Annotated in this window: 13 protein-coding genes and 1 pseudogene; 7 read left to right on the top strand and 7 right to left on the bottom strand. The window is 68.8% G+C overall.

Features of this window, described 5'->3' with window-relative positions; translation table 11 throughout:
- The first annotated feature begins 34 nt into the window (after positions 1-34).
- A complete protein-coding gene (locus ACQPYS_RS24705; RefSeq protein ID WP_433490949.1) occupies positions 35-595 on the top strand; it encodes a hypothetical protein in 561 nt (186 codons plus the stop codon).
- 177 nt (positions 596-772) lie between these two features.
- Here ACQPYS_RS24705 and ACQPYS_RS24700 read toward each other — a convergent pair whose 3' ends face one another.
- The gene (locus tag ACQPYS_RS24700) at positions 773-1,090 is read right to left on the bottom strand and encodes a hypothetical protein (protein WP_063037328.1); all 318 of its coding nucleotides are present in this window, start codon (positions 1,088-1,090) and stop codon (positions 773-775) included.
- 320 nt (positions 1,091-1,410) lie between these two features.
- On the opposite strand from ACQPYS_RS24700, the gene ACQPYS_RS24695 reads away from it, so the two are divergent.
- Positions 1,411-1,890, top strand: coding sequence for a GNAT family N-acetyltransferase (locus ACQPYS_RS24695; RefSeq protein WP_063037330.1), 480 nt, complete (start codon positions 1,411-1,413; stop codon positions 1,888-1,890).
- Between the two features lie 185 nt (positions 1,891-2,075).
- On the opposite strand, the gene ACQPYS_RS24690 is transcribed toward ACQPYS_RS24695, so the two are convergent.
- Both ACQPYS_RS24690 and ACQPYS_RS24685 read right to left on the bottom strand, forming a co-directional pair.
- Positions 2,076-2,675, bottom strand: coding sequence for a hemerythrin domain-containing protein (locus ACQPYS_RS24690; RefSeq protein ID WP_063037332.1), 600 nt, complete (start codon positions 2,673-2,675; stop codon positions 2,076-2,078).
- Positions 2,676-2,879: 204 nt separating this feature from the next.
- Positions 2,880-3,788, bottom strand: coding sequence for an alpha/beta fold hydrolase (locus ACQPYS_RS24685; protein ID WP_433490948.1), 909 nt, complete (start codon positions 3,786-3,788; stop codon positions 2,880-2,882).
- Positions 3,789-3,871: 83 nt separating this feature from the next.
- Between ACQPYS_RS24685 and ACQPYS_RS24680 the strand changes: the two genes are divergently transcribed.
- Positions 3,872-4,567, top strand: a complete 696-nt coding sequence (locus ACQPYS_RS24680; RefSeq protein WP_433490947.1) for a TetR/AcrR family transcriptional regulator — start codon at positions 3,872-3,874, stop codon at positions 4,565-4,567.
- A 76-nt stretch (positions 4,568-4,643) separates the two neighbouring features.
- Here ACQPYS_RS24680 and ACQPYS_RS24675 read toward each other — a convergent pair whose 3' ends face one another.
- From ACQPYS_RS24675 to ACQPYS_RS24665, 3 genes and pseudogenes are all read right to left on the bottom strand, one after another.
- The gene (locus ACQPYS_RS24675) at positions 4,644-5,924 is read right to left on the bottom strand and encodes an MFS transporter (protein ID WP_433490946.1); all 1,281 of its coding nucleotides are present in this window, start codon (positions 5,922-5,924) and stop codon (positions 4,644-4,646) included.
- Positions 5,925-6,290: 366 nt separating this feature from the next.
- Positions 6,291-7,424, bottom strand: a complete 1,134-nt coding sequence (locus ACQPYS_RS24670; RefSeq protein WP_433490945.1) for a Fic family protein — start codon at positions 7,422-7,424, stop codon at positions 6,291-6,293.
- Between the two features lie 50 nt (positions 7,425-7,474).
- Positions 7,475-7,778 (bottom strand): annotated as a pseudogene (locus tag ACQPYS_RS24665) (VOC family protein); the annotation flags it as partial.
- Positions 7,779-7,925: 147 nt separating this feature from the next.
- On the opposite strand from ACQPYS_RS24665, the gene ACQPYS_RS24660 reads away from it, so the two are divergent.
- The 3 genes from ACQPYS_RS24660 (at position 7,926) to ACQPYS_RS24650 (ending at position 10,403) form a co-directional block, all read left to right on the top strand.
- A complete protein-coding gene (locus ACQPYS_RS24660; RefSeq protein ID WP_063037336.1) occupies positions 7,926-8,405 on the top strand; it encodes a MarR family winged helix-turn-helix transcriptional regulator in 480 nt (159 codons plus the stop codon).
- Positions 8,406-8,478: 73 nt separating this feature from the next.
- On the top strand, positions 8,479-9,909 hold the full coding sequence (locus ACQPYS_RS24655) for an MFS transporter (protein ID WP_433490944.1): 1,431 nt from the start codon (positions 8,479-8,481) through the stop codon (positions 9,907-9,909).
- 59 nt (positions 9,910-9,968) lie between these two features.
- Positions 9,969-10,403, top strand: a complete 435-nt coding sequence (locus tag ACQPYS_RS24650; RefSeq protein WP_063037340.1) for a PPOX class F420-dependent oxidoreductase — start codon at positions 9,969-9,971, stop codon at positions 10,401-10,403.
- A gap of 156 nt (positions 10,404-10,559) precedes the next feature.
- Here the strand turns inward: ACQPYS_RS24650 and ACQPYS_RS24645 are convergent, their stop codons facing one another.
- Entirely contained in the window at positions 10,560-11,030 is a 471-nt protein-coding gene (locus ACQPYS_RS24645; protein WP_063037342.1) for an SRPBCC family protein, read from the bottom strand.
- Positions 11,031-11,431: 401 nt separating this feature from the next.
- On the opposite strand from ACQPYS_RS24645, the gene ACQPYS_RS24640 reads away from it, so the two are divergent.
- Entirely contained in the window at positions 11,432-12,475 is a 1,044-nt protein-coding gene (locus tag ACQPYS_RS24640; protein ID WP_433490943.1) for a nitronate monooxygenase, read from the top strand.
- Positions 12,476-12,597 lie beyond the last annotated feature (122 nt).

The raw sequence follows: 12,597 nt of genomic DNA, 5'->3' as shown, positions 1-12,597 counted from the left end.
TTCTGTGGTCGCCGCCTATGACGGGTGCCCGGCTGTGCGTGCGCGTCTCGAAGCACTGGCCGCCGCAGCGTCGAGCCTCGTGCTGTTCTGCGAATACATCCCGCGGCCGTTGCCGGACTGGCTGCGCGAGCACCCGGAAGGCAAGGCCGCCACGGTCGAACAGCAATTCTCGGAGATCGTGACATTCCTGCGTGATCGTCAGCTACTGCACATGGACGGCCACTTCGGCAACATGCGCACCGACGGGCAGCGGATCTATCTCACCGATTTCGGACTTGCTACCTCGCCGCGTTTCGAGCTGTCGCCGGCCGAACGTGACTTCGCCGAAAGCCATGCCACTCATGACGCCTGCTACGCCGCAATGCGACTGGTCAACTGGTTGGTGAGCGATGTCTGTGGGATATCGGCGGCCGACGGTGGCCCTGCCGCCCGTAACGAGTACGTACTTCGATGCGCCGCCGGCCACATCCCGGACGACGTGTCGCCGGTGGTGGCCTCGATCCTGACCCGCCACGCACCTGCCGCCGCGCGGATGAACGCCTTCTACCGAAAATTGTTCGGTGGTGATATCTACGCGGCCTACCCGGGCGGGTAGGCCGGGTCGGTGCCACTCGCTTGCGCGATAATTGCTGAGCGGGCGCCCGCTGCTGTCCCGGCCCCTACTGATCTCCATCGGGAGAATCGGTGGGAGCGGTCGTAGGTTCAAAGCGTTCGCTGCGGCAGCGGGGGGCGGCGTGCTCGGGAGAGTGGGTGCCGCGGGCCGTTCTGTGTTTCAGGCCTGGATGACCTCGATCCTCGTCAGTGCGTTGAACGAGTCGCAACTGGCCCAGGACTGGTTCTGCCCGTACTGCACCGGGCCGTACTTCCAGTAGGTGAACGGAACCGGCCACGCGACGCAGGTGAGTTTCACCTGGTGCCAGGTCGGCAGCTCGCAATTGGCCATCCCGCCGGTATTGAAAACGTTGTAGACGTGACAGTTCGCCTGCCCCACCGGTACGTCGGCCCGGGCCACGCCACCACCGGCGAGCACGGTGGCCGCGGTCGCGCCGGCCACAACGGCACCGGCCGCAAGTCGCTTCGCAGAGAGCATTGTCGAACCTCCTGGTTTGATGTTGTATGAACACATCGCACAGGAATCGCGCTTGTTACCCGAACCGTTCATAACGTTAACCATCGGATCGCTGACAAGGCCGAATGCACCCCGTGCCGCCGCTGGATATCGCTCGGCGAACGCAAGACTCCGGCCGCGGGTGCGGCGCGGCCGACGTGGTCGCCGCTGCGAGCCCGCGTTCGTGGCGGTATCCATGGCTGCGGCGAAGGGCGGCGGGCAAGGTCGGAGAGACAGGCAGGACCACGTCGTGGCCGACGGCGGCGTGGTACCGGCCGGCAGCGACGTGATGGAGTTCCGGTATGGATGAAAGCCTGCGAGCGGAGACGAGCCCGTCGCCACGATCACGCCTGCGTGACTGTCTCGGTGCGGCCGAGTACGGCCGCTTGGTCGATGTGTGGCGCGGTGCGGTGGTGGCGACCCACCACTTTCTGGCGGAAGACGACCGCGTGGACATCGAGAGTCGGTTGATCGATACGTACTTTCCCCAGGTCCGGCTCACGGTCATGGAGGTCGACGGAAGAGTGGTCGCTTTTTCCGGGACGGCCGGCGACAGCCTCGAAATGCTTTTCGTTGCGGCCGACGCCCGGGGGTGCGGTGCCGGAAGCGAGTTGCTCGCACACGCGGTCCGCGAACAGGGGGTGCGGCGGGTCGACGTGAACGAACAGAATGAACAGGCGGTGCGCTTCTATACGCGGCGTGGGTTCGTGGTCGCCGGACGCAGTGACCACGACGAAGCGGGAAGGCCGTATCCGCTACTGCATATGACCCTGGAAGAGTGAAGCCGGGGCGATCGCTGCCCGCGCCGCTGACGTTTCTTCAAGACACAGGTCGTGGCAGCCGCGCAGAGTAGTGCCGCGGATCGTCACCCGTTCGCCGATCCGCGTCCGAGAACGCGAGGCACGGCAATGCGGATCCTGATCTCCGACGCCGGCACCGCCGAGTCGTCATTGCCGGAACCTGCGGCTCAGCCGGCCGGAGAGTCCGCGTCGCGAGGGCGGGCACGCTTCAGGGTGCCGACACTCAGGGATCCGCTCGGGGTGGTCCGCAGCTCTTTCTCCGCTGTGCGGACATAGCCGACGGGATCCTTGTCGACCGGGCGGACGCCCGCGTAGTTCCGCGCCTCGTACGCGGCGAAGGCGACGGCCAGGCGATGGCGATGCGACAACCCCGACAGACGGCGGAAATCGGTCAGGCCCTCGCGCTCTTCCTCGGCCATATGGTCGCTGTTGGCCGTGTTCGCCGCCGCCACGGCCGTGTACCAGTCATCGCTGCCGACCCGATGACGTGCCACTTCGGCGACCGCGTCCCTGATGTCGTTGTGGTCGTGGACAGCGTCGATGGTCTCCGCCTCCACTCCGGCCGTGCGCCGGGCCGCGATACCCACCTGGAGGAGCGCGGGATAGAAGATCTCCTCCTCCGCCTGCGCGTGGAGTTCGAGGAAGGCCGCCAGCCTGTTCCAGATCGCGGAGAGCACGCCGGTCTCCCGGCGATCGATCTGTTCCAGGATCGCGAAGAGCCGCCGCTGCTCGTGGTGGTCGTCGAGGATCAGCTGGGTTATGTCCACAATCCCTCCCTGCTACCGCGTATCGGGTCGGTACCGAACATCAGGACGTCTCCCGGACAGTCGGTGTGTCCATCGGGGTGCCGACGATAACGCACTGCCGGGCTGCCCGGCTGCCAACGCACCGGCGGCTGCCTCGCGTCCGCCCGAAGATCGAGCACGAGAGCGCGGTCCGGGCGTCGGTGGCCGTGCGCGGTTCGGCCGAATTCATCCTGCGCTCCCGTCCGCCAGCTCGCGGACTGCCTCGGCGAGCGGCTTCCACGCGTGTTCGGGCAGGTCGTGCCCCATTCCGGGAAGTACGAGCAGACGAGCGCCGGGTATGCGGTACGCGATGGCACGTGCGGTGCCGGGCTTGATGAGGGGGTCGTCTTCGCCGTGCACTACCAGGGTGGGCCGGGTGATCTCGGTGATCGGCGGGCCGCTCCACTGTGCCCCGATCTGCCGGCTCTGGGCCTGCGCGTCGTGGATTCCGCTGTCCGGCCGGGCTGCCAACCGCGCTCGTACAGCGGCTTCGTCGAATTCGTGGCGCGGTGAGGCGAGCAGTTTCGCTACCGTGACGCCTGCGTCGATCGCGCCGTCCGGGGTGTCGGGGAACTGCACCCGGGCGAATTTCGCGAGGGTGCGCAACCGGATGTAGCGGAGGGCGCGCAGTCCGGTGACGTCGCCGGGGACAGCGTCGGCCGAGGTGAGGGTCCGCACCCGGCCGGGGTGCCGGAGGGCGAGGCGCTGCACCACCGCGCCGCCGAGGGATACCCCGAGTACATGTGCCGAGTGCCAGCCCAGTTCGTCGAGCACCGCGACCGCGTCGTCCGTCATGTCTTCGGCGGTGTAGTTCGCACCGCGCCGGGTGAGCAGCGCCGTGATGGGGTTTCGTACGGCCGTCGGCGGCAGGTGGGTGGATTCGCCGCCGTCGCGCTGGTCGTATCGCGCCACGGCGAAACCGTGTTCGGTCAGTTGCTCGCAGAATCCGTCGGGGATCCAGTGCCGGTTCGCACCCAGCCCGGTGGCGATCAGCAGCGGTTCCCCGCCTCGCTCCGGCATGTACCGGTCGAACGCGAGGCGTACCGCGCCGTTCCGCGCCCAGCCTCGCGGTTCCCAGGCTCCTTGTGCCGGCATTCGGTACCTCCCATAAATAGTGTTCACTGAACGCAGTTTAGAATAGGGCCTGGCAGGCGCCGTTGAACGGAGGGGTAGGGCGAGTGGCACAGTCCGGGAAGACCGACCTGACGGTCTGGGAGCGATCCGACGGCAGGCGCGGACCCGCCCCCGCGCACAGCCGGGAGGAACTCGCGGCCGCCGCCATCGAACTCGCCGGGCAGGGCGGGTTGGCCGCTGTGTCCACGCGCCGGATCGCGCAGCGGCTCGGGGTGAGCCAATCGGCGTTGTATCGCTACGTATCCGGCAGGGACGATGTACTCGACCTCATGGCCGACGTCGCCGCCGGCGAGATGGACTTCGGGGTGGCGCTGACCGGCGCGGTGATCGACGACCTCACCGCACTGGGCGTCCGGGCGAAGAATGTGTACCTGAAATATCCGTGGCTGGCCGATATTCCGGTCGAGCCGTTACGCCTCGGCCCGCGCGGTATCGACTATCTCGAGTACGCGCTCCGGGCAATGGCCTCCGTCGACGTGCCCGAACAGGTGAAACTGCAAACAGTCGCGGTACTGAACGCGCTCGCCCAGCAGTTCGCTCGCGCCGAGTTCGCCGAGTGGACCGCGAACAAATCGCGCCGTACCGCCCAGGTGGCGTATGTGCACAGGGCCGCCGAGGCGGGCGGTCATCCGTATCTGGCGGCAGCGCTCGCCGCCTCGAACCGTGACGCGGAGCATCCGGGTGACCTTTTCGAACTCTTACTGGGCCGAGTGCTCACGGGTCTGCTGGCAGCGAACTGAACTGGGCGCCCCGAGTTCCGGCGGCGGCGTGAGCCGCGGTGAGGTTGGACTGTGAATGGTTCTCTCGTACGTGCGGTCAGCGGGTCGGGCTCTGCTCGATCGGGCGGCGACCGTGTGCTGCCCACACCGCGTGTACCCCCGCCGGCCCCGCGCCCCGGTCCGTCGCGATGAGCAACACCGCGCAGCCGATTCCCGACAGCACCAGGCTCGACCCGAACAGTGCCGGATACCCGAGCAGTTCACCGACCGTCCCCGCCGCGAACCCCGCGATACCCTGTACCACCACAATCGCGCAGGCCAGCAGTGTGTAGTCGCTGCCGGCATGGTCGGGATCGGCGGCGTCCATCATGAGGGTGAACACTGCCACGGTCGCGGCGCCGCCGAGGATGTGTTCGGCCAGGCTCGCGGTGACGATCAACTCGAAGCCGCCGATGCCCAGTGCGGCGAGCAGGTACAGAGCCAGGCTCAGGGTCTGTGTGACACCGCCGATCAGCAGGGCGCGTCGCCGGCCGTGCCGATAGCACAGCCAGCCGCCCAGGGCCGCGCCCGCGAGCGCGCCGGCGGAGGACAGGGCCCCTTTGACCAGGGCGATCTGCCCAAGGGTGAGTCCGGTGTCGGACATGAACGGGCCGACCATCGCCGAACCCATCGAATCGCCGAATTTGAAGCCGCCGATGAGCAGGATGAACGCGAGCATGCCCGGCCGACGCAGCCGCTGCCACCATCCGATCGGCAACCGGCCCGGGCTCGACGGCGCCTTCTCCGATGTACTGCGGATCGTGGTCCGCGGTGACCACCACACCGGAATCGCCGTGAGCAGCAGCAGAAGCGACATCACGACGAACAGGACGCGCCACCCCGCGAGCGCGAAGAGCCAGAGCAGCGCGCCGCCACCGACGATCATGCCGATCCGGTACGCGCCGACCTGGATACCGTTGCCCAGGCCGCGCTGCCGAGGACCGAGAAGTTGGACGGCGAGCCCGTCGGTGGCGACGTCCTGGGTCGCCGATATCGCGTTGACCACCGCGATGCCCACCAGCAGCCAGCGCAGGGAGGCCGACAGGTCCAGGCAGGCGAGGCCGAGCGTCACCGCCGACGCGGCGAGTTGCAGCGTCAGCAGCCACTGCCGACGGGTGCCGTAATGGTCGACGTAGGGCGCCCACAGGAATTTCAGCGCCCACGGTGCGAACAGGATTCCGGTGGCGCTGATCTCGATCAGCGAGAAACCGGATTCGCGGAGGACCACCGGCAGCGCCTGGGTGAAGAACCCGTACGGCAGCCCCTGCGCGAAATACAGGGCGGCCAGCAGAACCAGAGTCCCGGCGGAGATCGTGCCGGAGCGGGCCATGGTTCTCATGCGGTCATCCTGGCAGAACTCCGCCACCGCCGGCGCCGGGGCGTGCACCGGCGCGATCCTCGCGCGGCCTCCGTAAGTCGATGGACACGTAGGTGCCCGGCTACGCCGCGGTCGGTCGCAAGTCCTGATCCGGCCGCAGTCCCCGGTGCTGCTGCCCGCGCGCGGTCGCCGCATCGTGTCGGCGTCCGTCCGGAGGCGAAGACAGGCTGGATCCCGGCCCGCGATCGCGGATCGCACGCGATCGTCCCGCCGGCCGCTCGAAGCACGGCCCTGGCGGCGGAATTCGCCCGGCCGTCGGATACGGGTACGACGCGTAGCCGGTCGTGATGGTCGGGGGCGGCGAGGCGTCGGCGCTCGACGCTCTCGCTAGGAATCCCGGGGCGTCGCGCGCAATTGGTCGAGTTGCCTGCGGCAGCCCTCGATATCCTGGTGGTCGCCGCAGTCGAACGGGGCCGTGGACCGGCCGAGCGCACGGTAGTGTTCGTAATCTCCGTCCAGGTCGAACAATTCGACCGGTTCCATCTCGCCCGCACCGGTTTCCAGCCGATGTGCCCGCACCGCGAAATCTTGGCTGCCGGTTCGTACCGCGTCCGCCCAATCCGATGTGGTGGAGAAGACGTCCTTGTCGAAATCGTGCAGCGCGGCCGGGGACAGGCCGTCGCATTCGAGCGACCAGTTCATCAGCAGGCGGGAGAACCGGCCGTTGTAGTCCTGCCAGGGGTGGATCGATACCGCGCGCTGCTGGAGTTCGGCGGCGAGGGCATAGGGATCGAAACCGGCCCCGCCCCGGACATTCCGATACCAGTCGCACAGGGATTCGAGTTTCGCCCGCGCGGCGTCCGGTGTCGAAATGAGGTATCTCAAGCCGCCGTCGAGGAGGAAGCCACCGGTGCCCGGTGGCAGGTATTCCAGGTGCGGGTTCGCCTCGACCTGCGCGATCTCCTCGTCGGTGAGCCGACGGCTCTGGGTACCCCAGCGCTCGCGATCGGCGAAGACTCCACCGGTCCCGTCGGGGGAGAAGCGCGCCAGGCGCTGGTGGAGTTCGGTGAGGAATGATATGGACAGCTCCCCGGAGCCGTGCCGCCGGGCGAACGCGCGGGCGTCCAGGTAGCCGGCCCATTCACCGTCGCCGAATAGTAGTTCCGGGTGTGGTTGGTCGCGGATCAGGGCCATTCGGTGCAGTGGTTCGTCGATGAGCAGGCTCGATTCCAGCGCGCGTTCTGCTGCCGAACGCAAGCCCAGTTCGGCCGATCGCTGTTCGATCACCGCGGTCACGTCGTCGAGGCCGGCAGCGGCCGGGTCGTCGGTGCTCGCGTGTCCGACAAGGCGGGCGCCCTCCGCATCGGCTCCCAGGGTGCGTGGCGCCACTTCATTGTTGAGTGTGCCGCCCACTCTGCGTATCTCCGTCGCCGTGTAGTCCGCTGCGTCCGCGACCGGCCGGCCGACCTCGGGCAGTACTTGTTTCCGCAAGAGGTCCGCGAGAACAGTACTCGTCTGCACTTCTTCTCCTCGACCTGCCGAGTGGCCAGTTCCGCACCCGAGTATGTCGGCTACCGTGGCGCGGCGTAGGGCGTCCGGTGCCCACAGGCAGTAAATCCCGCCTGCGTACCGCCGCCGGGAAGTCGGTCCTTGTGCTCGGCGATCTGGATGAGGTTGCCGCAGGTGTCGTCGAGGACCGCGGTGGTCACCGGCCCGTGGTCCACCGGGTCTGGGTGAAGCGCACGCCTAGCGCTTGCAGTCTCTCGTGCTCGGCGTGGATATCGTCGACCGCGCGGAGGTGAACGGGACTCCGTCCTCTACCAGCGCGTTCTCGAGGGGTTTGGCGGCCGGGTGGGCGTCGGGTTCCAGGAGCAGGGTGGCTGTCGCGGCGTGTTCCGCACCCGGCCCGGAGGTCGGTCGCCCCTGTCCGGAAGGCCGGAACGGATGATCGGAAAGCGCCCTGCTTCGGAGCGGTGATCTTCAGCTGCCGTAGAAAGTCTGCAACGGAACTATCATGAAGGTATGACCGCAATGGCTCCCGTCCGCGCCGAACCGGACCTGTCGTTCCTGCTCGACCGCACCAGTCACGTCCTGCGCACCCGAATGGCGGCGGCGCTGGCGGAGATCGGACTCACCGCCCGCATGCACTGCGTGCTCGTGCACGCCCTGGAGGAGGAGCGGACCCAGGCGCAACTCGCGGCGATCGGGGATATGGACAAGACCACGATGGTGGTCACCGTCGACGCGCTGGAGCGGGCCGGGCTCGCCGAACGGCGGCCGTCCGCGGCGGACCGGCGGGCCCGCATCATCGCCGTCACCGATAAGGGGCGGGAGGTCGCCGAGCGCAGTCAGCGGATCGTCGACGGGGTGCACAGCGCGACACTCGGCTCGCTGCCGGCGGGGGAGCGGGAGGTTCTGGTGCGTGCGTTGCGGAATCTGACCGAGGGGTATCTCGCCGAGGTGGTGGAAGCGCCGTCGACGGCGCGCCGCGCGCGGCAATAGATCTCCAATAGATTGTCTGCAACAAAACTATCTATTACAGTCTCTCCTGTCGGGTTTCGGACAGGAGAACACCATGAGTACCCACGCACGTCTCGCCCTCGCCGTGCTGTCGGCAGCCACCCTGATGACCGTCCTGGACGGCAGCATCGTCACCGTGGCGCTCCCGGAGATCCAGCGTGATCTGGGATTCGGCTCGGCCGGATCGAGCTGGACGGTCAACGCCTACCTGATCGCCTTCGGCGGGCTACTGCTGCTGGGCGGACGCCTCGGCGATCTGCTCGGCCGCAAGACGATATTCCTGGTCGGGAACGCGGTGTTCACCGCGGCCTCCCTTGTCGCCGGGGCGGCCACCACCCCCGCATTGCTTATCGGCGCCCGCTTCCTCCAGGGCGTGGGCAGCGCATTCGCCTCCGGCGTCGCGCTGGGCATTCTGGTCACCCTGTTCACCGACAACCGGCAGCGCAAAGTCGCCATCGGGGTCTTCGGTTTCACCGGCGCCGCCGGTGCCGCGATCGGCCAGGTACTGGGCGGGGTGCTGACCGACACCTCCGGCTGGCACTGGATCTTCCTGATCAATGTGCCGATCGGGCTGGCCACGGTGGCCCTGGCGTTCGCGGTGCTGCCGGCGGATCGGGCCGAGGGCGGTGTGCGCCGGGCGGATCTGCTCGGCGCCACCCTGGTCACCGCCGGGCTGATGCTGGGTATCTACACGGTGGTCGGGATCGAGAGCCACGGCGGGACTTCGCCGCGCACGCTCGCCCTCGCGGCCGTATCGCTGGTACTGCTGGCCGCGTTCGTCATCCGGCAATCCCGGGTCGCCGACCCGCTGCTGCCACTGCGGATCTTCCGTTCGCGGGCTGTAGCCGGGGCGAATCTCGTGCAGATGCTGACGGTTTCGGCCATGTTCGCCTTCCAAGTGCTGCTGGCGCTGTATCTCCAGCGGGTCCTCGGTTACGCGGCGCTGGAGACCGGGCTGGCCATGTTGCCGGCGGCCGTGGCGATCGGCGGGGTGGCGCTGTTCGTCTCGGCCCGCCTCACCCTCCGCTTCGGTGAGCGCGCCGTGCTGATCGCGGGCCTGCTGCTCCTGTTGGCCGCCATGATCCGGCTCGCGAGTGTGCCGGTGCATGCCTCCTACCCGGTCGACCTGCTGCCGGCGATGGCGCTGATCGCCGGATTCGGGCTGGTGCTCCCGGCACTCACCGCGCTCGGCATGTCCGGTGCCGCGGCCGATGACGCGGGGCTGATCTCCGGTCTGTTCAACACCACCCAGCAGATCGGTATGGCGCTCGGCGTCGCTGTACTGACCACCCTCGCCGCCTCCCGCACCGGCGCCCTGGCGGCGGCCGGTGCCTCCGATGCCGAGGCATCGACCGGCGGATACCGCACCGCCTTCGCCGTCGCCGCCGGTCTGCTGGTGGCCGCACTGACAGTGGCGGTCACCGTGCTGCGCCCGGCCCCGACGGCCGCCCTCCCGGTCAACGCGCCCGCCGCGGCTCGTTCCTGACCCCGGCTCCGATCCCGCACCGATATCCGACCGAACCGGAACGACACGAAGGAACCGATATGACGATCGAATTGCCCGCCGAGGCCCGCCGCCTGCTGGACGGGAAGAATTTCGCCACCGTGGCGACGATCGACCCGGACGGCCGCCCCCAGACCTCGGTGGTCTGGATGGACCGGGAGGGCGACTCCATCCTGTTCAGTTCGACGACCACCCGCCGCAAGGTGCGCAATCTGGCGCGCGATCCGCGGATCTCGCTCACCGTTCTGGATGCCACGAACCCGTACCGCTCAGTGGATATCCAGGGCACCGCCGAACTGATCGAGGATCCGGGCAAATCGCTACCGTTGCGACTGTCCCGGAAGTATCTCGGCGAACAGCCGCCGCCGGAGCCTGACACCATCCGCCGGTTCATCGTCCGCGTGACACCCGAACGGGTCACCGGTTTCTCCGCGCCGGACCCCTCGAAATCCGACGCCGGCCGATCGGCCGGGTGACCGAATCGGTCGGACCCGTCGAAACCCGACGGCCGGACGGCCCGGTGAACCGGATCGGCCGGACACGCCGATCCGGCAGCGCGGTCGCGAGGAACTCGACGCGACCGCGCCGCTGTTCCTCGTTCCGGCTTCCGCCGCGGCCCGAACGTGCCGGGTTCAGATCCCGGCCTCGGCCCGTCCCTTCAACCGCACCAGCCCCTTTTCGAAATCCGGGCCGATGAAGCGGTCCATGGGGAACAGGAAACCGACCACTTTGAAGAACAGGTTCTTGCGGCCGGTCATCCGCCACGTCACCGTGGTGGTCTCCCCGGAAGGCACCAAGAGGAAGGTCACCTCGTTGTGGCTCTCGAACGGTTTGCGGAAGGCCAGGTCGAGCTCGACCCGGCCGGGCTCGGAGGCGGTGATCGTCATCGTCCCGGCGCCCGCCTTCCGGTTGCCCTCCCAGTCGTAGCGGGCGCCCACTCCCGACCCCGGACCGGAGTAGGTGCGCCGCAGATCGGGATCGGCGTCCTCCCAGGGCGACCAATCGCGCCAGTGGTGGAAGTCGTCGATGAGGGCGCGGATCCGGGGCTCCGGCGCGGCTATCCTGGTCGCGCGTTCTACGAGGTACGTACTCGAGTCGGACATACCCTCTTCTCCTGCGGGAAGGGAGGCGCGACGTCACGGGAATGCGCCACGGTCACCGGAATTATGCCTTGCGCAGACCGCCGTGCACGGCTGCACGGTTCACCCGTTTCGGGCGATTCCCGCGTGCCGGCTCCCGGCCCGGCCCGGCGCGCCGGACGTCCCGTGCACCAGGGAGGAAGGGGCGGTACCACGAACCCGAATCCGGCGGCCTCCCACGGCACCCGGTACCACGATGTGTGGGCGGTGTTCAGCAACTCCCGATCGTCACCTTGTGAGATGAGGACCCCGCGGCGGCGGAGGCCGTGACGCAGGGAACAGCGGGGCCACCCGGTGATCGCCCGGTGCCGGCCGGTGAGGAGGCTGGGAACCGTTCGATTCGGTATCGACCGTGGAGGTGGATCGTGTTCGGATTCGGAGATCTCGCTGTGCCGATCGTGGCGGCGCCGATGGCGGGTGGGCCGTCGACGCCCGAGCTGGTGGTGAGCGTGGGGGAAGCGGGCGGACTGGGTTTTCTGGCAGCCGGGTACAAGACACCCGGGGCGGTGGCCGAGCAGATCCGCCGGGTACGGGCCGGTACGGACGCGCCGTTCGGGGTGAACCTCTTCGTGCCGCAGCGCGCCTCCTACGATGCCGCGGCGGTGGAGCAGTACCGGGACAGGCTGCGGACGACGGCCCGGCAGTACGGACTCGAGGTACCCGCCGTCCGGGAGTTCGACGACGACCGGTTCGACGAGAAGGTGGATCTGGTCGTCGAACAGCGGGTGCCGGTGGTCTCACTGACCTTCGGCCTGCCGCCGGTGGACACCGTGCGGCGGCTGCGTGCGGCGGGAGCAGCGGTGGTCGCGACCGTGACCGGCCCGGACGAGGCCCGGGCCGCGGTGGAGGTGGGCGTCGACGCGCTCTGCCTGCAGGGGCCCGAGAGCGGCGGCCATCGGGGCACCTACCGGGTCGAGGACGAGCCGGGCACCGCCTCGCTGACCGACCTGCTCGACGAGATCACCGCGTGGTGTCCGCTACCGGTGGTCGCGGCGGGCGGTATCTCCGACGGGGCGCGGATCGTGGAGGTACTCGCGCACGGGGCGGTCGCCGCGCAACTGGGTACGGCGTTCCTGCGCAGCGCCGAATCCGGCGCCAAGGCCGCGCACAAGAACGCCCTCGCGGATCCGCGGTTCGACCGGACGGTCGTGACGCGCGTATTCTCCGGCCGCCCCGCTCGCGGGCTGGCCAACGGTTTCATCGCCGAGTACGGCACGGCGCCCGCCGCGTACCCGCAGATCCACCACCTCACCAGCGCTATTCGGGCGGCCGCGGCCGAGCGGGACGGCGCGGAGGATATGGCGCTCTGGGCGGGTACGGGCTTCCGCAAGGCGGCGCCGGATCCGGCGGGGACGATCCTGCGGCGACTCTGGGACGAGGCACGGCTGTCGGGCGCGGCACACGACTGATCGTCGGCGGTCGAAAGGTCGTAGGCGACCGAGGATCGACAGTTGCCGGGCTCACGCCGGTGTCCGACGACGCCGAGTTCACCGCGGGGTCCGGGGCCGCAGATGCGCGGTCCGCCGCTGTC

The sequence above is a fragment of the Nocardia grenadensis genome, from assembly GCF_050942415.1.
In the GTDB taxonomy this organism is placed as follows: Bacteria; Actinomycetota; Actinomycetes; order Mycobacteriales; family Mycobacteriaceae; genus Nocardia; species Nocardia grenadensis.
The sequence above is the reverse complement of the archived record's forward strand: the minus strand, read 5'-3'. Positions and strand labels throughout refer to the sequence as shown.